The organism is Actinomadura nitritigenes (genome assembly GCF_017573545.1).
Taxonomy (GTDB): Bacteria; Actinomycetota; Actinomycetes; order Streptosporangiales; family Streptosporangiaceae; genus Spirillospora; species Spirillospora nitritigenes.
In genome coordinates, this window is sequence record NZ_JAGEOK010000017.1 from 67,818 (window position 1) to 91,292 (window position 23,475).

Sequence of the window (23,475 nt, forward strand, 5' to 3'; positions counted from 1 at the left end):
CTGGCCCTACTCCAGCCGGGGACGGCGCACGGGGCGGCCTGGCATAGCCTTTTCGTCATGATCCGCCCAGCCGTCCCCGACGACGTCCCCGCGATCCTCCGGCTCATCCGCGACCTGGCCGAGTACGAGCGCGCGCTGCACGAGGTGAAGGCCACCGAGGAGCAGCTGCACGCGATGCTCTTCGGCGACGACCCGCGCGTCCACGCGCTCATCGCCGAGCACGAGGGCAGCGTCGCGGGGTTCGCCGTGTGGTTCCTCACGTTCTCGACGTGGAACGGCACGCACGGCATCTACCTGGAGGACCTGTTCGTCGACCCGGCCGTCCGCGGCCACGGCCACGGCAAGGCACTGCTCACCGAGCTCGCCCGCATCGCGGACGAGCGCGGATACGAACGCGTCGAGTGGGCCGTCCTCGACTGGAACGAGCCCGCGATCGGCTTCTACCGCTCGCTCGGCGCGGGCCCCCAGGACGAGTGGACGACCTACCGCCTCACCGGCGACGCCCTCACCAAGCTGGCCCGCTCCTGACGGAACGACCGAGGCCCGGCCCCCGCGGGGGCCGGGCCTCGGTGCTCAGGCCGGTCAGGCCTGCTTCGTCTCCCAGAAGATCTTGTCGATCTCCGAGATCTTCCCGAGCAGGTCGTCGGCGACCTTCGGGTCCATGCTGCCCTTGGTGCCGGAGGCGCCGGCGAGCTTGGTCGCCTCGTTGAACAGCTGGTGCAGCTGGGGGTACTTCTCGAAGTGCGGCGGCTTGAAGTAGTCGGTCCACAGCACCCACAGGTGGTGCTTGACCAGCTCGGAGCGCTGCTCCTTGATGAGGATCGCGCGGGCGCGGAACTCCGGGTCCTCGTTGGCCGCGTACTTCTCGCAGATCGCCTTGACCGACTCGGCCTCGATCCTGGCCTGCGCCGGGTCGTAGACGCCACACGGCAGGTCGCAGTGCGCGGAGACCGTGGTCTTCGGGCGCAGAAGCTTGAACACCTGCGATTCCCTTCCCTCGTTGCGGATCATGCTCAGGTCACCGACATTACCCTTGTGCCCCGGGGCCCGTCCGGCCAGGGCGCTCGGTATTTCGGCCTAGGACCCGGACCGCGGCGCGACCCGGAACCCTTCCAGCGGGGTTCATGTACCCGTGGCCGCGCGACTATGCGGTCCAGCGCGCGAAAGCGCCGTGCACGAAGGCGAGGAGAGCGATGCGGATGCGCCATCCGGTGGCCTGGACGCTCGGCGGCGCGCTGCTGCTGGCGCTGGCCGGGACGCGCGGGCGGCTGCGGACGGTCGCGGTGGACGGCGACTCGATGCTGCCCGCGCTGGCGCCGGGGGACTGGCTGGTGGTGCTCGCGGGCGTCCGGCCCCGCCCCGGGGACGTCGTCGTCGCGAGGCACCCGGAGCGGGCGGACGTGCTGATCGTCAAGCGGGTGGCGCACCGGTCGGGGGACGGCTGGTGGCTGGAGAGCGACAACCAGCGCGCCCGCGGCCGCCGCGACAGCTGGGACTTCGGTGCCGTCCCGGACGGCCACGTCCTCGGCCGCGTCGTGGCCCGGTACTGGCCGTGGCGGCGCGCGTCCGTCCGTCCGGGGGCCGGTCGGGCCGTGGACGGACGGTAGGAGGCGGCGCGGTCCGCGCTCCGCGGGTGGGGAGCGCGGCCCGGCACGAGGCGCGGTGCGGCGGGCCGGGTCAGATGCGGTTGACGCCCTCGGCGCGGGCCTGCGCGGCGACCGCGGCCGTGACGGCCGGCGCGACCCGGTCGTCGAACGGGTTGGGGATGATGTAGTCGGCGGTGAGGTCGTCGCCGACGATGTCCGCCAGCGCGTTCGCGGCGGCCAGCTTCATGCCCTCGGTGATGGAGTGCGCGCGCACGTCCAGCGCGCCCCGGAAGATGCCGGGGAAGGCGAGCACGTTGTTGATCTGGTTGGGGAAGTCGCTTCGGCCGGTCGCGACGACCTTGGCGTGCCGGCGCGCGACCTCCGGGTGCACCTCGGGGGTGGGGTTGGACAGCGCGAACACGATCGCGCCGTCGGACATGGTGGCGACGCACGACTCGTGGACGGTGCTCCCGGACAGGCCGATGAACACGTCGGCGCCGCGCAGCGCCTCCTCGGTGGAGCCCTTCAGGTGCGACCGGTTGGTGATCGCGGCGATCCGCTGCTTGACGGGGTTGAGGCCGTCGCGGCCCTCGTAGATGAGGCCCTTGCTGTCGGACAGCGCGATGTCGCCGATGCCGGCCTCGATGAGGATCTGCGAGACGGCGATGCCGGACGCGCCGGCGCCGGCCACGACGGCGCGCAGCTCCGACAGCGGCTTGCCGACGAACCGGGCGGCGTTCTTCAGCGCGGCGAGCGCGACGATCGCGGTGCCGTGCTGGTCGTCGTGGAAGACGGGGATGTCGAGGGCCTCGCGGAGCCGGTCCTCGATCTCGAAGCAGCGGGGGGCGCTGATGTCCTCGAGGTTGATGCCGCCGAAGCTCGGCGCCATCCGGATCACGGTGTCGACGATCTCGTCGACACCGGTGCAGCTCAGCGCGATCGGCACGGAGTCGACGTCGGCGAACTCCTTGAACAGCAGCGACTTGCCCTCCATGACGGGCATGGACGCGGCAGGGCCGATGTCGCCGAGGCCGAGGACGGCGGTGCCGTCGGTGACGACGGCGACCACCTTGGACGTCCAGGTGTAGTCGTAGGCGAGTTCGGGGTTGTCGGCGATGGCGGTGCAGACCCGGGCGACGCCGGGCGTGTAGGCGAGGGACAGATCGTCCTTGTTGCGGACCGGGATGGTCGACCGCATCTCCAGCTTGCCGCCGCGGTGCAGCGGGAAGGCCGGATCGTCGTCCAGTGAGAGCGGTTCGGTGGGAATGGGCTCGGCAGCCACAGCGACCCCTGTCAGTGAAAGTTGGCTTTCGGGCGATGCCGCCGCGGTGGTGTGGTCTGGTGGCCGGTCACCTGGTGGACATCTCGCGACGTACGGGGGTCACCCGTTGTCCGATTGTGCCACACGGGGTCCCGCGGATCCGGGGCGCGGGGCGGTGGCGGCCGTCACTGATCGTCACGGACGGTGGGGCGGTCATGGCGTAGAGTGCTGGAACCCGAGGTGGCGGCGGGGGTGCCGGGCTGCCTCGTTGTCCGATTGTGTCGCACCCTTTATCCGCATCGCCCCTGGTGTGCGCCAAAATGTGCACTTGACCTCAGGATCCGTGCGGATCCGATGCGACCTCTGGAGGGGGACCTGTGATCACTGGTTCTCTGCGCCGCCACGCCCTCGCGGCGGGCGCGCTCGTGCTGACAGGCGCCCTCGCCCTGTCGGCCTGCGGTGACGACAACGGTTCCGGTGGCGGCGCCGCCGCGCCGACCAAGTCCGTCGGGGACATCTTCTCCGGCATCACCCAGGACGCCTCGCTGAACGCGAAGCTGCCCGCCGACGTCAAGTCGGCCGGCAAGCTCACCGTCGGGACCGACCCGTCGTACGCGCCCAACGAGTTCTACGACACCGACAACAAGACGCTGATCGGCATGGACCTCGACCTCGGCAAGGCGCTGGGCAAGAAGCTCGGTGTCGAGTTCGCCTTCCAGAAGGCCGGCTTCGACGCGATCATCCCGGGCATCAAGTCCGGCCAGTACCAGCTCGGCATGTCCTCGTTCACCGACAGCAAGGAGCGGGAGAAGACGGTCGACTTCGTCACCTACTTCACCGCCGGCTCCGCGCTGATGGTCAAGAAGGGCAACCCGCAGGGCCTCAAGCCGGACGACCTGTCGCTGTGCGGCAAGAAGGTCGCGGTCGAGAAGGGCACCGTCCAGAACGACGAGGTGTCGTCCACCGTCGACGCGGCGAAGGGCCTCGGCACGCGGACGAAGAAGTGCAAGGACGCCGGCAAGCCCGGTCCGGTCGGCCAGCCGTACCCGGACCAGAACGGCGCGAACCTGGCGCTGAGCAGCGGCCGCGCGGACGCGGTGCTGGCGGACTCGCCCGTCATCGACTACGCGGCGAAGCAGTCCGGCGGCCAGTTCGAGGTGTCCGGCGCGACCTACGACACCGCCCCGTACGGCATCGCGGTCGGCAAGCAGCTCGGCACCACCAAGGACGCGCTCCTCGGCGCGCTGAAGGCGCTGCAGGCCGACGGCACCTACAACAAGATCCTCGACAAGTGGGGCATCACCAGCGGGGCCAACACCTCGCCGCAGATCAACGGCGCCACGAGCTGACCGGATGACTGTCACGGACGAGACGTCGCGCGAGGGTCGGCCCGAGGAGATCCGGGCCGTCCCCGTGCGGCACTGGGGACGCTGGGTCGCCGCTGTGATCATCGCGTACATCGCGGTGTGGGCGGTCTACAGCGTCGTCAACAACCCCAACTTCGGCTGGGACGTCATCGGGCAGAACTTCACCACCACCGCGGTGATGACCGGCATCGGCAAGACGCTGGAGCTGACCGCCATCGCGATGGTGATGGGCGTGGTCGGCGGCGTGCTGCTGGCGATCATGCGGCTGTCGCCGAACCCGCTGATCTCCGGGTCCGCCTGGCTGTACATCTGGGCGTTCCGCGGCACCCCCGTGCTGGTGCAGATCCTGCTGTGGGCGTTCATCAAGGCCCTCGTGCCGGAGCTGTCCATCGGCATCCCGTTCGGCCCGACGTTCGCGCACTTCGACGCGAACTCGCTGATCACCCCGTTCGTCGCGGGCTGCCTCGGGCTGGGGCTGAACGAGGCGGCGTACATGTCGGAGATCGTGCGGGCCGGCATCCTGTCGGTCGACCAGGGCCAGGCGGAGGCGGCGAGCGCGCTCGGCATGAGCCGCGCCAAGACGATGCGGCGGATCGTGCTGCCGCAGGCGATGCGGGTGATCATCCCGCCCACCGGCAACGAGACGATCTCGATGCTGAAGACGTCGTCGCTGGTGTCGGTGATCGCGGTGCCCGAGCTGCTGTACTCGGTGCAGATCATCTACGGCCGGACGTACCAGACGATCCCGCTGCTGCTGCTGGCCAGTATCTGGTACCTGATCATGACGTCGATCCTCACGGTCGGGCAGTTCTACCTGGAGCGCTACTTCGGGCGCGGCACCGCGCAGCGGCAGACGATGCTGGAGCGGCTGTGGAACAACCTGCGCGCCCGGCGGACCGCCCAGCAAGCGGCCGTCGAGGGGAGGGAACGGTGAGCGGAGTCGGACTGGACAAGCCGGGGGCGGAGCCCCCGGAGCCCGTGGACGACGACGGGCCGGCCGGCGCCGCGGCGGGGCAGCCGATGGTTCGGTCCGAGGGCGTCTGCAAGTCCTTCGGCCGGCTGGACGTGCTCAAGGGCATCGACCTGGAGGTCATGCCGGGCGAGGTGATGTGCGTCATCGGGCCGTCCGGGTCCGGCAAGTCGACGTTCCTGCGCTGCATCAACCACCTGGAGAAGATCAACGCCGGGCGGCTGTGGGTGAACGGGCACCTGGTCGGCTACCGGGAGCGCGGCGGCAAGCTGCACGAGCTGCGCGAGAGCGAGGTCGCCGCGCAGCGCCGCGACATCGGCATGGTGTTCCAGCGCTTCAACCTGTTCCCGCACATGACGGCGCTGGAGAACGTCATGGAGGCGCCGGTCCAGGTCCGGCGGATCCCCCGGGCGAAGGCGCGGGAGGCGGCCGTCGCGCTGCTGGAGCGGGTCGGGCTCGCCGACAAGGCCCGCAGCTACCCCTCGCAGCTGTCCGGCGGGCAGCAGCAGCGCGTCGCGATCGCGCGGGCGCTGGCGATGGAACCGGCGCTGATGCTGTTCGACGAGCCGACCTCGGCGCTCGACCCGGAGCTGGTCGGCGAGGTGCTGGAGGTCATGAAGCAGCTCGCGGTGGACGGCATGACGATGATCGTCGTCACCCACGAGATGGGGTTCGCCCGCGAGGTCGGCGACTCGCTCGTCTTCATGGACGGCGGCGTCGTCGTGGAGAAGGGCACGCCCCGCGAGGTGCTCGCGAACCCGCAGCACCGGCGCACGCAGGACTTCCTGTCCAAGGTGCTCTGATCCCGCGCTCCGGGCGGTGGCCCCTGGGCCTCTGAGGCCCGCCCCGGAGCCCGCCGGGTGCGTTCCGGACGGCCCGTCCCCGGTGGGGGCGGGTCGTCCGGCGTGCGGGCCGGGCGGTTAGTGTGCGTTCATGTTCGCTGTCACGGCCACGCAGATCGACGCAGACAATCCGCTGAACGGGCTGACGCTGGGGGAGCGGCCCGATCCCGAGGTGCCGGACGGCTGGACGACCGTCACGGTGAAGGCCACCGCGCTCAACCACCACGACCTGTGGTCGCTGCGCGGCGTAGGGCTCCCCGCCGACCGGCTCCCGATGATCCTCGGCTGCGACGCCGCCGGCGTCGACGAGGACGGCAACGAGGTCATCGTGCACTCGGTGATCGGCGACCCGGAGCGCGGCGGCGGCGACGAGACCCTCGACCCGAAGCGGTCGCTGCTGTCGGAGCGGTACCAGGGGACGCTCGCCGAGAAGGTCGCGGTGCCGCGCCGCAACCTCGTCCGCAAGCCGGCGGAGCTGTCGTTCGAGGAGGCCGCGTGCCTGCCGACGGCGTGGCTGACCGCCTACCGGATGCTGTTCGACAAGGCGGGGCTGCAGCCCGGCGCGACGGTGCTGGTGCAGGGGGCGGGCGGCGGCGTCGCGACCGCCGCGATCGCGCTGGCGTCGGCGGCCGGGTTCCGGGTGTTCGCGACGAGCCGCAGCGAGGCCAAGCGCAAGCGCGCCCTGGAGCTCGGCGCGGACGTCGCCGTGGAGTCCGGCGCGCGGCTGCCGGAGCGGGTCGACGCGGTCATCGAGACCGTCGGCCAGGCGACGTGGTCGCACTCGCTGAAGTCGCTGCGGCCGGGCGGCCGGATCGTGGTGTCCGGCGCCACCAGCGGCCAGGTGCCCCCGGCCGAGCTGAACCGGGTGTTCTTCCTGCAGCTCCAGGTCATCGGGTCCACGATGGGCACCCGGGAGCAGCTCGAGCGGCTCGCGCGGTTCCTGGTGAAGACCGGCACCCGCCCGCTGATCGACCGGACGCTGCCCCTGTCGCAGGCCCGCGACGGTTTCGCCGCGATGGCCGAGGGCGACCTCTTCGGCAAGATCGTCTTCACGCCGTGACCGTGGGGTCGCGGTGAGCCGTCGTCATGCGGCGTCCCATGACGTCGGCTCGCCGCGACCCGGCGAACGGGGCGGTCAGTCGCGGTCGCGGTCGAGGATCTCGGTGCGCAGGCGGTCGCGGGTCTCGTCCAGGAGGGTCTGGACGGCGGCCAGGTCGTCGTCGCTGAGGCGGGACCGCTTCGCGGCCTTCCGGACGTCCTCGACGAACCGGCGCAGCAGGCGCTCCAGCTTCAGGCGGGCGATGTCCTCGCGGCTGCCGGTCGCCGTCTTCCAGGCGTCCTCCCAGTTCTGCCGCCACTCCTCCTTCCACGCCTGCTTCTGCTCGCGCCAGAAGTCCTTCTGCCGCCGCCACTCGTCCTTCTGCCGGTCGGTGGACTCCTTCCACGCCTCCTTGGACGTGGTCTTCCCCTGGTCGCGCATCGTCCGCGCGGCCTGCGTCAGCTCCTCGCGCAGCGACCGGACGGTCTGCCGGACGTCCTGCTGCACACCGCGCGCGAACTCCTGCGCGGACGCGGTGATCTCCTCCTCCAGCTCGGCCAGCTCGTCCATCCGGCGCTCCAGCTCCTCGCGGCCCTTGTCGGTCAGCGAGTACACCTTCTTGCCCTTGACGACCTCGTGGGTGACCAGGCCCTCGGCCTCCAGCCGGGCCAGCCGCGGATAGATCGTCCCGGGTGAGGGCGAGTACACCCCGAGGAACCGGTCCTGCAGGATCCGGATCACCTCGTAGCCGTGCCGCGGGCTCTCCTCCAGCAGCTTCAGCAGGTACAGGCGGAGCCGGCCGTGGCCGAAAACGGGGCTCAACTCACTTCTCCATTCGCGGGGTGCTGATCTCCGGGGCCTCGTCGTCGCGGCCGAGGAGGGTGATCGAGCCGGACACGGAGTTGACCGACAGCCGGCCCGACCCGTCGCCGATCTTGCCGGAGACGGTGGTGGCGACGGCCCGGTCGGTGCGGCCGAGCTCGGGGAAGGACGTCTCGATCCGGCCGGCCGCCGCGTTCAGCGTCACCCGCGCCCCGGCCGACTCGGGGATCCGCAGCGCGACCTCGCCGGAGACCGTGTTGACCTCCACCCGCCCGTCGCCGACCAGGTCGACGTCGGCGGCGATGCGGCCGCTGACGGTGCGGGCGGTGAGCTGCTCGACCACGCCGCCGGCGAGCGCCAGGTCGCCGGAGACGGAGGTGAACGACACCGTGCCGTCCAAGCCCTGCGCCTCGATGTCGCCGGACACCGTGTTGGCGTCGACGGCGCCGGTCACCCCGTCCAGCGTGATGCCGCCGGACGCGCACTTGATGGACGTGCGGGCGGTCAGCCCGGTGATCACCGCGTCGGCGGACACCAGGTTGACGGTGACGGGGCAGTCGTGCGGGACGGTCACCGTGATCGCGGCGCGGGCGTTGCGGGTGCGCAGCCAGCTCAGCACGCCCTCCAGGAGCCGGTCGTGGGTGATCGTCAGCATCCCGGCCTCGTGCGCGATCACCAGCGGCGGCCCCTCGACCTCGCTGACCATGACGGACGGCCGCTCGTCGGAGGCGAGCACGGAGACGGTCCCGGCGATCAGCGTCGTGCGCAGCGTGACCACGCCGTCGAAGTCCAGCGTGGTCGGTTCGTCGATCGTCCAGCGCGGCATCGCCTCATGCCCTTCGTCCGAGGGTTCCTTCCGGTAACACGATATGTCGCGTCACCCAAAAGTCAAGATGTATCGCGAACCCCGGCGCTCCGCTCCGCCGCACCCCCGCACGTCAGTCGTCGTCCTCGTCGTCGAGGCGGGCCAGCCAGGTGGCGAGGCGGTCCACCGGCGTCTCGAACTCGGGGTTCAGATCGACGAACTCGCGGAGCCGCTCGGCCAGCCACGTCAGGCTGACCTCCTCCGCGCCACGGCGCTCGGTGAGCTCCTCGATGCCCCGATCGGTGAAGTACATGTGACTCGTTCCCTCTAACGCAGTCGCTCCGCGTCCCGCCGCCACGGCGGCGGGACGCGGAGCGACACGGCCTGTCCATCAGCTCACAGCGGCGTCAGAACAGCCTGGACAGCAGCGCTTCCTGCTCGGCCTGGTGCAGCTTCGCCGACCCTACGGCGGGCGACGACGACGCCGGGCGCGACACCCGCGACATCCTCAGCCCCTCGATGTGGTGCGGCAGCTTCAGCGCCATGAACGGCCAGGCGCCCATGTTCGCCGGCTCGTCCTGGACGAAGACCACCTCGACGCCGGACGGGTACTTCGCCAGCTCCGCCCTGATCTCGTCGACCGGCGGCGGGTACAGCCGCTCGACCCGCACGACCGCGGTGTCGTTGGCGCCCGCCGCGTCGCGGGCCTTCGCCACGTCGTAGTAGATCTTGCCGGTGGTGAGCAGCACCCGCTTCACGCCCGCCGGGTCCACCGCCGGGTTGGACTCCGGGATGACCGGCTGGAACGCGCCGTCGGTGATCTGCTCGACCGGCGACGTCGCCGCCTTCAGCCGCAGCAGCGACTTCGGCGTGAACACCACGAGCGGCTTGCCCCGGCCGGACAGCACCTGCCAGCGCAGCAGGTGGAAGTAGTTCGCCGGCGTCGTCGGGTAGGCGACCGTCATGTTGTCCTGCGCGCACAGCTGCAGGTACCGCTCGATCCGCGCGGACGAGTGGTCGGGGCCCTGCCCCTCGTAGCCGTGCGGCAGCAGCAGCACCAGGCTGGAGCGCTGGCCCCACTTCTGCTCGCCGGACGAGATGTACTCGTCCACCACCGACTGGGCGCCGTTGGCGAAGTCGCCGAACTGCGCCTCCCACGCGACGAGCGCGTCCGGGCGGGTCATCGAGTAGCCGTACTCGAAGCCCATCGCCGCGTACTCGCTGAGCAGCGAGTCGTGCACGTAGAACTTCGACACGCCCTGCCCGAACTGCTTGAGCGGGGTGTACTCCTCGCCGGTCTTGCGGTCGACGAGCACCGCGTGCCGCTGCCCGAACGTGCCGCGCCGGGTGTCCTGCCCGACGAGCCGGACCGGGTGGCCGTCCATCAGCAGCGAGCCCATCGCCAGCAGCTCGCCGGTCGCCCAGTCGATCGCGTCGTCCTCGATCATCTGCGCGCGGCGCTGCAGGATCGGCTGCAGCCGCGGGTGCGGGGTGAAGCCGTCCGGCAGGCTGACCTGCGTCTCGATGATCCGCTTGACGGTCTCCTGCGGGATCGCCGTGCCGGCCCCGCCGTGGTCGATCGGGATGCGCTCCTCGACGTCCGGCTTGACGACCGAGCCCGGCTCCAGGGGCTTCTTCACGGCCTCGCGGGTCTCGGTGAAGGCCCGCTCCAGCTGCTCCTGGTAGTCGCGCAGCGCCTGCTCGGCCTCCTCGACGGTGATGTCGCCGCGGCCGATCAGCGCCTCGGTGTACAGCTTGCGCACCGAGCGCTTGGCGTCGATCAGGTCGTACATCAGCGGCTGGGTGAACGAGGGGTTCTCGCCCTCGTTGTGGCCCCGGCGCCGGTAGCAGACCATGTCGATGACGACGTCCTTCTTGAACGTCTGCCGGTACTCGAACGCCAGCCGCGCCACCCGCGCGCACGCCTCCGGGTCGTCGCCGTTGACGTGGAAGATCGGCGCCTGGATCATCCGGGCCACGTCGGTGGCGTACACGCTGGACCGCGAGTACTCCGGCGCGGTGGTGAAGCCGACCTGGTTGTTGATGATCACGTGCACGGTGCCGCCGGTGCGGTAGCCGCGCAGCTGCGACAGGTTCAGCGTCTCGGCCACCACGCCCTGCCCGGCGAACGCGGCGTCCCCGTGGATCAGGATCGGCAGCACCGTGAACCCGGCCTCGCCGACGTCCAGCAGGTCCTGCTTGGCGCGGACGACGCCCTCCAGCACCGGGTCGACCGTCTCCAGGTGGGACGGGTTCGCGACCAGCTCGGTGTGGATCTTCGAGCCGTCGTCGGCGACGAAGTCGCCGGACGCGCCCAGGTGGTACTTCACGTCGCCGGAGCCCTGCGCGCTGCGCGGGTCGAGGTTGCCCTCGAACTCGCCGAAGATCTGCCCGTAGGACTTGCCGACGATGTTGGCGAGCACGTTCAGCCGGCCGCGGTGCGCCATCCCGATGACGACCTCGTCCAGGCTGGCCTTCGCCGCCGCGGAGATCACCGAGTCCAGCAGCGGGATGACGGACTCGCCGCCCTCCAGCGAGAACCGCTTCTGCCCGACGAACTTGGTCTGCAGGAACGTCTCGAACGCCTCGGCGCTGTTCAGCCGGCGCAGGACGTGCAGCTGCTCCTCGCGGGACGGCTTGTCGTGCGGGACCTCGACGCGGGCCTGGATCCAGGCGCGCTCCTCCGGGTCCTGGATGTGCATGTACTCGATGCCGACCGTCCGGCAGTACGCCATCCGCAGCACGCCGAGGATGTCGCGCAGCTTCATGGTCGGCTTGCCGCCGAACCCGCCGGTCGCGAACTCGCGCTCCAGGTCCCACAGGGTGAGGCCGTGCTTGAGGATGTCGAGGTCGGGGTGGCGGCGCTGCTTGTACTCCAGCGGGTCGGTGTCGGCCATCAGGTGGCCGCGGACCCGGTAGGCGTGGATCAGCTCGTGCACCCGGGCGATCTTGGCGACGTCGTCCTCGTGGCCGGCGGAGATGTCCTTGACCCAGCGCACCGGCTCGTACGGGATGCGCAGCGCCTCGAAGATCTCGTCGTAGAAGCCGTCCTCGCCGAGCAGCAGCTCGTGGATGCGGCGCAGGAAGTCGCCGGACTGGGCGCCCTGGATGATCCGGTGGTCGTAGGTGGAGGTCAGCGTCATGACCTTGCTGATCCCCATCCGGGCCAGCGTGTCGGTGGACGCCCCGGCGAACTCGGCGGGGTACTCCATCGCGCCGACGCCGATGATGGTGCCCTGCCCGGGCATCAGCCGCGGCACCGAGTGCACCGTTCCGATCGTGCCCGGGTTCGTCAGGCTGATCGTGGTGCCCTGGTAGTCCTCGATGGTCAGCTTGTTGCCGCGCGCCTTGCGGACGATCTCCTCGTACGCGGCCCAGAACTGGCGGAAGTCCAGCGTCTCGGCGGCCTTGATGCTCGGCACGACCAGCTGCCGGGAGCCGTCCGGCTTCTGCAGGTCGATCGCCAGCCCGAAGTTGACGTGCTCGGGCCGGATCAGCACCGGCTTGCCGTCCACCTCGGTGAACGCGGCGTTCATCTCCGGCATCGCCGCGAGCGCCTTGACGATCGCGTAGCCGATCAGGTGCGTGAAGGAGACCTTCCCGCCGCGGCCGCGCTTGAGGTGGTTGTTGATGACGATGCGGTTGTCGATCAGCAGCTTCGCCGGGACGGCGCGCACGCTGGTCGCGGTCGGCACCGCGAGGCTGGCCTCCATGTTGGTGGCCGTCCGCGCGGCGACGCCGCGCAGCCGGACCTCCTCGGCGCCGGCCGGGACCGGCGGCGGCGCCGGCCTGTCCGTCTTCGGCGCCGGCTTGGCGGCCTTGTCGGCCGGCTTGGCGGGGGCCTTCGGCGGCGACACCGGAGGCTGCGGTGTCGGCGGGGCGGCCGCGGTGCCGTTGGCGGCCGCGCCGGCCGCCGTTCCGGTGCTCGTCTGGGGTGCGCCGGGGGACGCGGGGGTCACGGACGCCGACCGGGTGCCCGGCTGGTAGTCCGCGAAGAAGTTCCACCAGGCTTCGTCAACCGAGTTGGGGTCTTCGAGGTACTTCTGGTACAGCTCGTCGACCAGCCACTCGTTGGCACCGAAATCTGTGATCTTTGGGTCGGCACTAGTTTGCGACGACTCTGTCGACACGGCGGAGATCGCCCTCTTCCGCAGCTCGCAGGTGAGATAAGAGACCTATCAAGGCTACTCGCACTTGACCTCTTCCCATGCCAGCGCGTTGCGATTGCACCCCATTCCCCGGGGGCCACAAGGATCTTGCCGAAGCCGAGGCCGCGCCTCCGACAAGATCCGCCGTCCGAAAGGTGACGGAGGTCACCCGGCGGCCGCCCGGTTCAGTGGGTGTGCGGCGGGACGGTGGGGCCCTCGCTGGCCTGGACGAGGACGAAGCCCTGGCCCTGGTAGGCGAGCTGCATGGCCTCGCCGCTGCCGCGGCCGATGAGCGCGCCGGCCTTGAAGGTGCGGTTGACGCCGACCTGCAGGCTGGTGCTCCACGCCACCGCGGACTGGCCGTCGGCGAACGTGGGGGCGCGGCCGCAGTCGAGCATGACCGGGGTGCCGTGCGTGGTGAGCGCCACCCAGCCGGTGCCCTGGAGGGTGGTGTTGAACAGGCCGCCCGCGGCGATGCCGGCGCCCTGGACGCGCTGGATGTCGGACTGGAGGTGCGAGTCGTAGGCGAGGATGTTGGCGCCGTTGACGGTCAGGCCCTCGTTCTCCAGGTAGAAGAGGTGGATGTCGGCGGCGTCGTGCGCGACGAAGAGCAGGCCCTGGCCGCGGACGCGCATCAGCGGGACGCCCTCGCCGGTGACGGCCTTCTTGATGAACTTGCCGATGCCTCCGGCGCCCTCGTAGTCGAAGTCCATCTGGCCCTGGAAGGCGACCATGGAGCCCTGCCGGGCGAGGACGTCCCCGTTGAGGTGGACTCGGAGCATCTTGGAGTTCTGGAGGGCGAAGTGGCCGGGGAGTTGCTGCCCCTGGTCCATGTTTCCGAAGAACTGGCTGCGCATTGTCGGGGGTACTGCCTCTCACGTCGTGATCGTTCTGGAGATCCGCCAGCATAACGACGGGATCCGACCGGTACGACGTGAAGCGAGCGGCGTTCGGTTCCCGGAGGTCAGGCTCCGGTGACGGCCTCCCGGCCGTGCGGGGCCGTCCAGTCGACGAGCGGGCCCTTCGGGACGACCCCGGACGGGTTGATGTTGCGCTGCGTCACGTAGTAGTGCCGCTTGATGTGGTCGAAGTCCGTCGTCCCGCCGAACGCGGGGTTCGAGTAGAGGTCGCGGGCGTAGGCCCACAGGTTCGGATGATCGACGAGGCGGCGCAGGTTGCACTTGAAGTGCGAGTAGTAGACGGCGTCGAAGCGGGCGAGCGTCGGATAGAGGCGGACGTCGGCCTCGGTGATCCGGTCGCCGAACAGGTAGCGGCTGCCCGCGAGCCGCTCCTCCAGCCGGTCGAAGGTGGCGAAGAGGGCGTCGAACGCGTCCTCGTAGGCGTCCTGGGCGGTGGCGAAACCGGCCTTGTAGACGCCGTTGTTGACCGTGTCGTAGACGAGGTCGTTCAGCTCGTCGATCTCCGGGCGCAGCGCCTCCGGGTACAGATCGGGGGCGCCGGGGCGGTGGAGCGCGGTGAACTCCGTCTCCAGCATCGTGGTGATGGTGGGGAAGTCGTTGGTGACGAGCCGTTCCGTCACGGTGTCCCAGATGCAGGGGACGGTGTAGCGGCCCTCGAAGGACGGGTCGCTCGCCAGGTACAGCTCGGAGAGGAACACGGCGCCGGTGACGGGGTCGCGGTCGGGGAACCGCCAGCCGCGCTCGTCCCTGATCGGGTCGACGACGGCCACGGGCAGCGCGTCCTCCAGGCCCAGCAGCCGCCGGACGATCAGCGAGCGGTGCGCCCACGGGCAGGCGTAGGAGACGAACAGCCGGTAGCGGCCCGGCTCCACCGGGTACCCGCTCGAACCGTCGGCGGTGATCCGCTCCGTGAACCGGTTCGGCTGCCGGACGAAGCGGCCCCGCTCGACTTCCTGTGCGGTCATGTCCGGTTCCTTCCGAAAGTCAGCCGTGCGGTGCGACCGTCCGGGGGAGGCGGCCACGACCCTGGAAGGAGAAGGCCGCCGGTCCGCACGCCTTCGCGGTCACCGGCAAGTCGTCCTTCCGGGGGATCCTGGACCACCGGCCCCGCGCATACGATAACCGTCGGTGGCCCGCGCCAAACGGGCACGCACGATCGCATGGCACGCAGCAGGGGCGGCAGCCGGAGGCGGCCCCGGACGGACGAGATGGCGGGGGACCATGCTCGAGACTTTCAACACCCTGGTGGACGGCCTGCCGCCCGGCCTGGTCTACGGGCTGATCGCCGCGCTGGTGTTCGCGGAGGCGGCGCTGTTCGTCGGGTTCGTGTTCCCCGGCGAGACGGCGGTGGTGGTCGGCGGCGTCCTCGCCAGCCAGGGCACGCTCTCGCTGCCGCTCCTGCTGGTCATCGGGGTCGTCGCGGCCGTCGCCGGCGACTCGGTCGGCTACGAGATCGGCAAGAAGTACGGGCCGCGGCTGCTCGACATCCGCGCGGTGTCCAAGCACCGCGCGAAGGTGGAGGGCGCGCAGGACCTGATCCGGCGGCGCGGCGCGGTCGCGGTCTTCATCGGCCGGTTCACCGCGCTGCTGCGGGCGCTGATGCCCGCGCTGGCGGGCAGCTCCCGGCTGCCGTATCCGAAGTTCCTGCTGTTCAACTTCCTCGGCGGGCTGACCTGGGTCGTCACCTTCACGCTCGGCGGCTACTTCGCCGGTGAGGCGTTCGACCGCGCGGCGCAGTGGGCCGGGCGCGGCCTGGCGATCGGGCTCGCGGTGATCGCGGTCGCCGCGATCGTGGTGTGGAGCGTCCGCAAGCACCGCCGGGAGGCCGAGGAGGAGGCCGGGGTCGAGGCCGAGGACGGCGGCGCGGAGTCCCGCGTCGAGCAGACCCTCCCCTAGCCGTCCCGCCCCCGGGTCGCAGGCCGCCGGATCACAGACCGCCCGGGACGGCGGCCTCCATCCGCCCGGTGACCGGCGGAAGGTCCAGGTGGGTGCGGATGCCGGGCTCGGCCGCGCACACGACGGGGACCGAGTTCAGCGCGTGCGCCGCGGCGGCGGAGACCTCGTCGGACACCCACTCGTCGTCGGTCGTCAGGGTGATCGACGGGCGGCCGTGCACCCGCACCGAGTGGCCGGGGTCGCCCCAGTCGGGGATCCGCGCGGCGTCCGCCTTGTGGATCACCTCGACGCTGATCACCGGCCGGCCGCCGGCCAGCCCGCTGAACGTCCAGCGCGCCGCGGCGACCGTGCCGCGCGGGATCCGGCCCGCGGTGATCTCCAGGTCGGTGCCGGCGAGCCGGTAGTCCACGTCCACGTCGATCTCGTCGAGGTCCACGCCGAGCCCGGCGGCGACGAGGTGCAGGCTCTCGGTGTAGAGCGACCGCATCGCGGTGCGGGTGGGGCGCAGCGAGCGCAGGAACGCCTCCTCGTCGCGGCCGAACCCGACCATGTGGTGCACCATCCGCCAGGACGGGTGCCGCGCGAAGTCGGAGCACTCGCGGGAGTAGACGTGGGTGATCCGGCGCGACAGCCGGGACAGCGCCAGCGGCATCACGTCCGCCATGAACCCGGTGTTGAAGCCGGTCCCGTGCACCGACGAGCCGCCCCGCTTGCACGCCTGCTCCAGCTCGTTCACCAGGGAGGGGCCGTGGGCCCGCGGGTAGACCAGGCCGTTCATGGAGATCACGTTCTTGCCGGAGGCCAGCAGCGCGCAGACGGTGTCGAGGTCGGCGAGCGGGTCGCCGGCGCGTCCGGGCGCGTAGACGACGCAGTCGGCGTCCAGCGCGAGGATGGCGGCGAGGTCGCGGGTGGCGGTGACGCCGGTGGGGGCGCGGCCGCAGAGCAGGCCCGCGTCGGCGCCGTCCTTGGCGGGGGTGTGCACCCAGACGCCGGCGAGTTCCAGGCCGGGGCGGTCGAGCACGCCGCGGATCACGGCGCGGCCGAGCGTGCCGGTCGCCCACTGCACGACGCGGTACGGGCGGGGGGCGCTGGACGCGTCGGCAGGGCTCATCGAGACGGGACCTCCGAAGTCGAGGCGGCACCTGTGCGGACCGGGCCGGGTTGCGCGGGTGGTGTGTGGACACTACGCCGTGCGCCCCAGGAAATGCGGCATTTGCCGCAAGTTTCACTGAAGTCCCATGAAGCCCGGTGCTTGCCCGCGCGGCGCGCCGGGGAGGGAACCGAGGGGGCCGCAGCCGAGCGGGATTCGGTTCAGTGGTACCACTGGGTAACCCCCGGATGATTACCTGGGGGCGTAGTCGGTGCGATGTGAGGAGACAGAGATGTCGGAACTGCGCTACGACGGCCGTGTCGCGGTCGTGACCGGGGCGGGCCACGGCCTCGGCCGCCAGCACGCGCTGGAGCTCGCCGCGCGCGGTGCGAAGGTCGTCGTCAACGACCTCGGCGGCGACCGCTCCGGTGTCGGCGCCTCCGCCGGCCCCGCCCAGGAGGTCGTGGACGAGATCAAGAAGAACGGCGGCGAGGCCGTCGCCAACCCCGACAACGTCGCGACCCCCGAGGGCGCGCAGGCGATCGTGCAGACCGCGCTCGACGCGTTCGGCAAGGTCGACATCGTCATCAACAACGCGGGCATCCTGCGCGACAAGTCGTTCAAGAACATGACCGTCGAGGAGTTCGACGCCGTCATCGCCGTGCACCTGCGCGGCTCGTTCCTGGTCTCCAGCGCCGCCTGGCCGCACCTGCGCGAGAACGGCTACGGCCGCATCGTCAACACCTCGTCGCCCGCCGGCCTGTTCGGCAACTTCGGCCAGGCCAACTACGCCACCGCGAAGATGGGCCTGGTCGGCTTCACCAAGACCCTCGCGCAGGAGGGCGCCAAGTACGACATCAAGGCCAACGCCATCGCGCCGGTCGCCTGGACCCGGATGACCGAGGACCTCCTGCCCGCCGACTTCGCCGACAAGCTCGGCGTCGACCAGGTCACCCCCCTCGTCGCCTTCCTGGTGCACGAGTCCAACCAGGACACCGGCGAGGTCTACACCGTCGGCGGCGGCCGGATCGCCAAGATCTTCGTCGCGGAGGGCCCCGGCTACGGCCAGAAGGAGACCCTCTCCGTCGAGGCCGTCCGCGACAACTGGGCCGCCATCAACGCGAGCGAGCCGCTCGCGGTGTTCAAGAACCCGATGGAGCAGATGGGCCCGCTCATCCAGCAGCTGACCTCCTGAGCCGTTGGACGGGATCAGGCTCGACCGGCGGGACGGGGTGCTCACCATCGCCCTGTCCCGTCCGGAGCGGCTGAACGCCGTCGACGGCGCGCTGACCGAGCGGATGCTGGACGTCCTCAACGAGCTGCCGCGCGACCCGTCCACCCGGGTCGTCGTGCTCACCGGGGACGGCCGCGGCTTCTGCTCCGGCATGGACATCCAGGGCGACCCCGGCCAGGAGACCAAGGAGGGCCGCGTGCAGCGGCTCTACCGCGGCATCGCCCGCGGCGGCGAGGTCACCGCGCGGCTGCGGGAGATCCCGCAGCCGGTGATCGCCGCGCTGCACGGCCCGGTCGCGGGCATGGGCGTCTCCTGGGCGCTGGCCTGCGACCTGCGGGTCGCCGACCCGACCACCCGTTTCGTCGTCCCGTTCGTGAACCTCGGCCTGTCGGCCGGGGACTGCGGGCTGTCCTGGCTGCTGCCGCGCCTCGTCGGCCCGGCGAAGGCCGCGGAGATCACCTACCGGGCGCAGCGCCTCGACGCGGCCCGGGCGGAGGCGCTCGGGCTCGTCACCGAGGTGTGCGCGGAGGGCGGCGACCTCGACGCCGCCCAGGCGCTCGCCGACGAGCTGCTCGCCACGTCCCCGTACGGGCTGAGCCGCACGAAGGAACTGCTCAACATGTCCCTGGACGTCCCCGGCCTGCGCCAGCAGATCGCGGCGGAGACCGGCGTCCAGGCCCTCGCCTTCTTCACCGAGGACCTGGCCGAGGGCATGACCGCCACCATGCAGAAGCGCCCCCCGCGGTTCAGGAACCGCTGAGGGGCGATGACGCGTTCGGGCCGGAGCCTTCCCAGGCTCCGGCCCGACTCGTTCAAGCACCTCGGCCACTGTCACGGGCGGGCACGCGGAGCGAGTGCAGCGAGCGCAGCGGGCCCGCCCGGCGGTTGAGGGGCTGTTTCGCGCGGAGCGCCAGCGGAGCGGGAAACAGCCCCTCAACCGTGACGGGGGTTCCAGGGGGTCGCCCCCTGGGGAAGTCGTCCCCCTGGGTCAATCCGCCAGGGCCAGGGAGAGTGCCTCGACGTAGCGGAGGGCGGCGAGGCGGGCCAGGGCGGGGTGGGCTCCGAGGGGGCCCGCGTACGCGGCGCCGACGGCGGCGGCCGCGGCGGGGACCAGGCGGGTCTCCGGCTCGGGGCCGATGACGTGCGGCGCGAGGGCGACGGACGCGGCGCCGGCGGCGCGCAGCTGCTCGCCGGCGGCCCGCATGGCGGCCTCGTCGGCGAGCGAGGCGGTGAAGACCGGCGCGGCGAGCCGGGACGCGAGCAGCACGCTGGTGACCTCGGCCTGCCGGACGGCGGTGGCGTCGCCGGGGGTGGCGACGATGACGCCGGTGGCGGCGGTCACCATCGTCATCATCCGGATGCGGTCGGCGCGGGCGAGCCCGGCGTCGGCGAGCCGGTCGTGCAGCGCCTCCGCGATGAGGGGATGCGGGCCGAGCGGCTCGGCGGCGACGGTGCGGACCGGGGCGGCCGCGACGGCGGCGCGGACGGCGGCGTCCAGGGCCGGATCGGGCCCGGTGGACATCGGCACCACGACGGCCGCGAGCTCGTCCTGGGGACGGCCGAGGCCGGCGAGGACGGCGTGCAGGTCGCCCTCTCCGCCGTCGAGGTGCCCGACGTAGGCGGGCTGGCCGGTGTGCTCGATCTCCACGAGCCGGGCGAGCTCGGCGGCGATCTCGGTGCCGCCCTGCCGGGCGGGGCCGGGCACGGCCAGAACGAGAGCGGGGGATCCTTGGGGCAGCAGGAAGGACTCGTCGCCGCGATGTCGGCCGCCGCGGGGGGTGCGGCGGCGTCGCGACGGAAGTGCCTCGGATGCCTGGCTTTCGGGACTCACGGCGGGAATGGTAACGCTCCCGGGCGCGGAGGGCGGGCTCCCGCTCCGGCCGAGCGGGCCGGCCGCGCCGTGGCTGCCTGTACTGATCGTCGGTCTCCCTCCCGTGCCGGGCCGCGATCGGCGGGCGAAACAGCAGAGTATGGCCCATCGCCGCCCGGCAACAGGGGGAAATGAAGCAAATGTCCCGATTGTCGATAACCGATTCTGGTTCCGAATACGGACGAAAGGGGGAGAAGGGGTTGCGGAGGCGTGACAGGCCGCCTCTATGATCGGGCCACCCTACGTGCCGGAACGTTCGAGGTGCCATGAGAACCGCACGCACGCGCCCGATCCGGTCCAAGGTCGCCGCGCTCCTTCTCGTTCCGCTCGTCTCGCTGGTCGCGATCTGGGCCTACGCCGCCGAGATCACCGGCCGCGCCGCCCTCGCCCAGCGCAAGTACCACACGCTGAACGAGCAGTTCGCCGCGTCCGGCCAGGGGCTGCTCGTCGAGCTGGGCAAGGAGCGGCAGGCGTCGGTCGTGTACCTGAGCGGCCCGCGCAAGCCGGCGTCGACGCCCGCGGCCCTCACCGCCCAGCGCGCGCGCCTGGACAAGGCCGTGGCCACGTTCCGCCGCACCTCCACCTCCGACGCCGCGCGCGGCGCCACCACGGCCGAGATGCGGTCGCGGGTCTCGGACGTGCTGAAGGCGCTCGGCGGCCTCGGCCAGCTCCGCTCCGCCGTCGACGCCCGCACGATCGACCGGCTGACCGCCGTCAACGACTACAGCAGCATGGTCGACGTGATGCACCGGCTGTACGACAGCCTGATCGTCATCAACGACGCGTCCCTCTACAACTGGACGCTGTCGGACCGCGCCGCCGGGCGCGCGATGGAGCTGCTGCAGCGGGAGAACGCGCTGGTCGCGGGCGCGCTCGTCACGAACGGCCGGATGACCGCAGCCGAGCACCGGACGTTCCTGGAGATGCTCGGCGAGCAGCGCTGGCAGTGGCAGCGGCAGCGGTCGCTGGCCGACCCGAAGGTCTACGCGCGGCTCACCGCTCCGGTGTTCGCCTCGACCCAGTACCACGCGTACAAGGACATCGAGGACCAGATCGCCGCGCACGACCGCGGACCGCTGCCGATCAGCGCCTGGCAGTGGCAGGAGACCGCGCAGCCGCTGGTCCTGTCCGTCAACCAGATGATCCTGGCCAACACCAACGGGGCCGCCGCACGCGCCGACCGGCTGGGCCGCGACGCCTACATCCGGCTCGGCGTCGTCGGCGGCGCCGGACTGCTGGTGATCGCCCTGTCGGTGCTGCTCGCGCTCCGGTTCGGCCGCGGCGTCGTCCGCGAGCTGGTCGGGCTGCGCGGCTCCGCCGAGGAGCTGGCCGACGAGCGGCTGCCGCGGCTGGTCGACCGGCTGCGCCGCAACGAGCCCGTGGACGTCGAGGCGGAGGCGCCCGCGCTGCCGCGCGGCCGCACCAGCGAGGTCAATCGGCTCGCCGAGTCGTTCGCCAAGGTGCAGCGCACCGCGGTGGACGCCGCCGTGGGGCAGGCCGAGCTGCGCGCCGGCGTCGGCCGGATCTTCCTCAACATCGCCCGCCGCAACCAGTCGCTGCTGCACCGCCAGCTGACGATGCTGGACGGGCTGGAGAGCCGCGCCGAGGCCGACGACCTGGAGGCGCTGTTCCGGATCGACCACCTCACCACCCGCATGCGGCGGCACGCCGAGAGCCTGATCATCCTGTCCGGCGCCACCCCGGGCCGCGGCTGGCGGCGCCCGGTGCTCATCGCCGACGTGCTGCGCGCCGCGGTCGCCGAGATCGAGGACTACACCCGCGCGGTCGTGCTGACCGAGTCCGAGGACGGCCTGGTCGGCGCCGCCGTCACCGACGTCGTGCACCTGCTGGCCGAACTGCTGGAGAACGCGGCGTCGTTCTCCCCGCCGAACACCGAGGTGCGGGTGATGGCCGAGCGGGTCGGCAACGGCTTCTGCGTGGAGATCGAGGACCGCGGGCTCGGCGTGAAGCCGGAGACGCTCGCCGAGATCAACCGGCGGCTCGCCGAGCCGCCGGAGTTCGACCTGGTCGACACCGACCGGCTGGGGCTGTTCGTGGTCGCCCGGCTCGCGGCCCGGCACGGCATCGACGTGTCGCTGCACCGCTCCCCGTACGGGGGCGTGACGGCGATCGTGCTGATGCCGCACGAGCTCGTGGTGCCCGCCGACCGGATGGACGAGGAGATCGTCCCGCTGGACGGCGGTCCGGACGCGCCCGCGGCCGGGGTCCCCGCGGTCGAGGCCCCGGCGGACGCCGGAGAGCCCGCGGCGGCCGGCGGCGCGGACGCCCCGTCCCCGCACGGCGCGGGCGGCGAGCCGCGCGGCGCCGAACCCGGCGGGCCGGTCCCCGTGCGGGCGGCGCCGGCCGGCACCGGTCCGACGTTCATGGGCACCCCGTACACCGAGGCCCCGTTCGCCGGGACGCCGCGGCCGGAGGTCGTGACGCGCGCCGAGGTCGTCCCGGACGTCGGGGTGTTCGCGCGCCGGGAGCCCGCGTCCGGCGATGCGCCCGAGCGGCCCGGCCCGCGGCGGCCCGGCACGGCGTGGCCGGAGCCCGTGCCGCTGCGCGAGGCGCCGCCCGTGCTGCCGCAGCTCGCCGGCCCGGCGACCCCGTGGGGCGACCCCGAGGACCAGGAGCCCGCCCCGCCGTTCCGCGGGCCGCGCGGCGGATCCGCGAACCCGTGGTCCGACGACGCCGACCCCGTGCCGGCGTACGCGCCGGACGACCCGACCGGCGCCGACGGCTGGATGCCCGCGCCGGTCTACGCGCCCGGCGTGCGCGCACCCGGCGGCCCGCCGGCGGGCGCCCCCGAGCGGGACGGAGAGCCGGGAACGGAGCGCGGTGCGCATCCGGCCGGTGACACCGCGTGGGACGGCGGGGAGGATCGCGGTACCGTCGTCGGCGGCGAGCGCCCTCGGGGCGCGGAGGGCGGCTCTCCCGCCGGGACGCACGCGGGGCTGCCCCGCAGGGTCCGGCAGGAGAACCTCGCGCCGCAGCTGCGCAAGGAGCCGCCGCCGCCTCCGCCGGTGGCCGGCGGTCCCGCCGCCGGGGTCGCGCGGTCCCCGGAGGAGGCGCGCTCGCTGATGGCCTCGGTACAGCAGGGATGGCGGCGCGGCCGCGCGTCCGATGGGGAGGATGAGGGGACCCGATGATGCACAACACGGTCACCGGCGAGCTCAACTGGCTGCTCAACGACTTCGCCGAGCGCGTCGCGAGCGTGCGGCAGGCGGTGATCCTGTCCCGCGACGGCCTCGCGGTCGCGGCGTCCAACGAGCTCGGCCGCGAGGACGCCGAGCACCTGTCCGCGCTGGCGTCCGGCGTGCAGAGCCTCGCGCGCGGCGCCGGCCGGCACTTCGCGGGCGGCAACGTCCGCCAGACCATCATCGAGATGGACGCGCTGCTGCTGTTCGTCACCGCCGCCGGCGACGGCACCTGCCTGGCGGTGATCGCCGAGGCGGAGGCCGACGCGGGCCTGGTCGCCTACGAGATGGCGGTCCTGGTCAAGCGGGTCGGGCAGCACATGCAGGCCGCCCCGCGGCACGAGCCGGCGGGCGGCGGATTCGGCGGCGGCGGATTCGGCGGCGGCTACGGCGCCGGGGGAGCGGCCCCGCAGGGCCGGTGACCC

Annotated in this window: 21 protein-coding genes; 11 read left to right on the plus strand and 10 right to left on the minus strand. The window is 72.1% G+C overall.

The genetic code is table 11. The features are described 5' to 3' along the window. Window positions 1–57: 57 nt before the first annotated feature. Window positions 58–528 (plus strand): GNAT family N-acetyltransferase, encoded by a 471-nt coding sequence (locus J4557_RS26190; RefSeq protein ID WP_208269387.1) that lies wholly within the window; start codon window positions 58–60, stop codon window positions 526–528. 54 nt (window positions 529–582) lie between these two features. On the opposite strand, the gene sodN is transcribed toward J4557_RS26190, so the two are convergent. Continuing rightward, window positions 583–981, minus strand: coding sequence for a superoxide dismutase, Ni (sodN, locus tag J4557_RS26195; RefSeq protein WP_264159737.1), 399 nt, complete (start codon window positions 979–981; stop codon window positions 583–585). A 212-nt stretch (window positions 982–1,193) separates the two neighbouring features. Between sodN and sodX the strand changes: the two genes are divergently transcribed. Continuing rightward, window positions 1,194–1,607 (plus strand): nickel-type superoxide dismutase maturation protease, encoded by a 414-nt coding sequence (sodX, locus tag J4557_RS26200; RefSeq protein ID WP_243776373.1) that lies wholly within the window; start codon window positions 1,194–1,196, stop codon window positions 1,605–1,607. Window positions 1,608–1,677: 70 nt separating this feature from the next. Here sodX and J4557_RS26205 read toward each other — a convergent pair whose 3' ends face one another. Continuing rightward, window positions 1,678–2,868 (minus strand): NAD(P)-dependent malic enzyme, encoded by a 1,191-nt coding sequence (locus J4557_RS26205; RefSeq protein WP_208269388.1) that lies wholly within the window; start codon window positions 2,866–2,868, stop codon window positions 1,678–1,680. 356 nt (window positions 2,869–3,224) lie between these two features. Between J4557_RS26205 and J4557_RS26210 the strand changes: the two genes are divergently transcribed. The 4 genes from J4557_RS26210 (at window position 3,225) to J4557_RS26225 (ending at window position 7,086) form a co-directional block, all read left to right on the plus strand. Next, window positions 3,225–4,196, plus strand: a complete 972-nt coding sequence (locus J4557_RS26210) for an ABC transporter substrate-binding protein (protein ID WP_208269389.1) — start codon at window positions 3,225–3,227, stop codon at window positions 4,194–4,196. A gap of 4 nt (window positions 4,197–4,200) precedes the next feature. Next, entirely contained in the window at window positions 4,201–5,148 is a 948-nt protein-coding gene (locus J4557_RS26215) for an amino acid ABC transporter permease (protein WP_208269390.1), read from the plus strand. Between the two features lie 86 nt (window positions 5,149–5,234). Next, on the plus strand, window positions 5,235–5,987 hold the full coding sequence (locus J4557_RS26220; protein ID WP_208269505.1) for an amino acid ABC transporter ATP-binding protein: 753 nt from the start codon (window positions 5,235–5,237) through the stop codon (window positions 5,985–5,987). Between the two features lie 130 nt (window positions 5,988–6,117). Beyond that, complete coding sequence (locus J4557_RS26225) at window positions 6,118–7,086, plus strand: zinc-binding dehydrogenase (protein WP_208269391.1); 969 nt, start codon at window positions 6,118–6,120, stop codon at window positions 7,084–7,086. Between the two features lie 75 nt (window positions 7,087–7,161). Here the strand turns inward: J4557_RS26225 and J4557_RS26230 are convergent, their stop codons facing one another. The 6 genes from J4557_RS26230 to J4557_RS26255 form a co-directional block, all read right to left on the minus strand. Next, window positions 7,162–7,887, minus strand: a complete 726-nt coding sequence (locus J4557_RS26230) for a PadR family transcriptional regulator (RefSeq protein ID WP_208269392.1) — start codon at window positions 7,885–7,887, stop codon at window positions 7,162–7,164. A 1-nt stretch (window position 7,888) separates the two neighbouring features. Beyond that, window positions 7,889–8,713, minus strand: a complete 825-nt coding sequence (locus J4557_RS26235) for a DUF4097 family beta strand repeat-containing protein (RefSeq protein ID WP_208269393.1) — start codon at window positions 8,711–8,713, stop codon at window positions 7,889–7,891. Window positions 8,714–8,825: 112 nt separating this feature from the next. Next, window positions 8,826–9,005: a DUF6104 family protein gene (locus J4557_RS26240; protein WP_208241248.1), complete on the minus strand. Its 180-nt coding sequence runs from the start codon at window positions 9,003–9,005 to the stop codon at window positions 8,826–8,828. Window positions 9,006–9,099: 94 nt separating this feature from the next. Next, entirely contained in the window at window positions 9,100–12,822 is a 3,723-nt protein-coding gene (locus J4557_RS26245; RefSeq protein WP_208269394.1) for a multifunctional oxoglutarate decarboxylase/oxoglutarate dehydrogenase thiamine pyrophosphate-binding subunit/dihydrolipoyllysine-residue succinyltransferase subunit, read from the minus strand. A 203-nt stretch (window positions 12,823–13,025) separates the two neighbouring features. Then, window positions 13,026–13,697 (minus strand): AIM24 family protein, encoded by a 672-nt coding sequence (locus J4557_RS26250; RefSeq protein WP_208269395.1) that lies wholly within the window; start codon window positions 13,695–13,697, stop codon window positions 13,026–13,028. Window positions 13,698–13,804: 107 nt separating this feature from the next. Then, window positions 13,805–14,725, minus strand: coding sequence for a glutathione S-transferase family protein (locus J4557_RS26255; RefSeq protein ID WP_208269396.1), 921 nt, complete (start codon window positions 14,723–14,725; stop codon window positions 13,805–13,807). A gap of 256 nt (window positions 14,726–14,981) precedes the next feature. On the opposite strand from J4557_RS26255, the gene J4557_RS26260 reads away from it, so the two are divergent. Beyond that, window positions 14,982–15,656, plus strand: a complete 675-nt coding sequence (locus J4557_RS26260) for a DedA family protein (RefSeq protein ID WP_208269397.1) — start codon at window positions 14,982–14,984, stop codon at window positions 15,654–15,656. Window positions 15,657–15,687: 31 nt separating this feature from the next. On the opposite strand, the gene J4557_RS26265 is transcribed toward J4557_RS26260, so the two are convergent. Further along, window positions 15,688–16,767, minus strand: coding sequence for an NAD(P)H-dependent amine dehydrogenase family protein (locus tag J4557_RS26265; protein WP_208269398.1), 1,080 nt, complete (start codon window positions 16,765–16,767; stop codon window positions 15,688–15,690). A gap of 271 nt (window positions 16,768–17,038) precedes the next feature. On the opposite strand from J4557_RS26265, the gene J4557_RS26270 reads away from it, so the two are divergent. Continuing rightward, entirely contained in the window at window positions 17,039–17,941 is a 903-nt protein-coding gene (locus J4557_RS26270) for an SDR family oxidoreductase (RefSeq protein ID WP_208269399.1), read from the plus strand. A gap of 4 nt (window positions 17,942–17,945) precedes the next feature. After that, on the plus strand, window positions 17,946–18,740 hold the full coding sequence (locus J4557_RS26275) for an enoyl-CoA hydratase/isomerase family protein (RefSeq protein WP_208269400.1): 795 nt from the start codon (window positions 17,946–17,948) through the stop codon (window positions 18,738–18,740). Window positions 18,741–18,968: 228 nt separating this feature from the next. Here the strand turns inward: J4557_RS26275 and J4557_RS26280 are convergent, their stop codons facing one another. Then, window positions 18,969–19,685 carry a sirohydrochlorin chelatase family protein gene (locus tag J4557_RS26280; RefSeq protein ID WP_307800217.1) on the minus strand — a complete coding sequence of 239 codons (717 nt, stop codon included), beginning with the start codon at window positions 19,683–19,685 and terminating at the stop codon, window positions 18,969–18,971. 431 nt (window positions 19,686–20,116) lie between these two features. Here J4557_RS26280 and J4557_RS26285 point away from each other — a divergent pair, with 431 nt between their 5' ends. Both J4557_RS26285 and J4557_RS26290 read left to right on the plus strand, forming a co-directional pair. Beyond that, window positions 20,117–23,002, plus strand: coding sequence for a sensor histidine kinase (locus J4557_RS26285; RefSeq protein WP_208269402.1), 2,886 nt, complete (start codon window positions 20,117–20,119; stop codon window positions 23,000–23,002). Next, window positions 23,002–23,472 (plus strand): roadblock/LC7 domain-containing protein, encoded by a 471-nt coding sequence (locus J4557_RS26290; protein WP_372442531.1) that lies wholly within the window; start codon window positions 23,002–23,004, stop codon window positions 23,470–23,472. The genes J4557_RS26285 and J4557_RS26290 overlap by 1 nt, the downstream gene beginning before the upstream one ends. The last annotated feature ends 3 nt before the right edge of the window (window positions 23,473–23,475 follow it).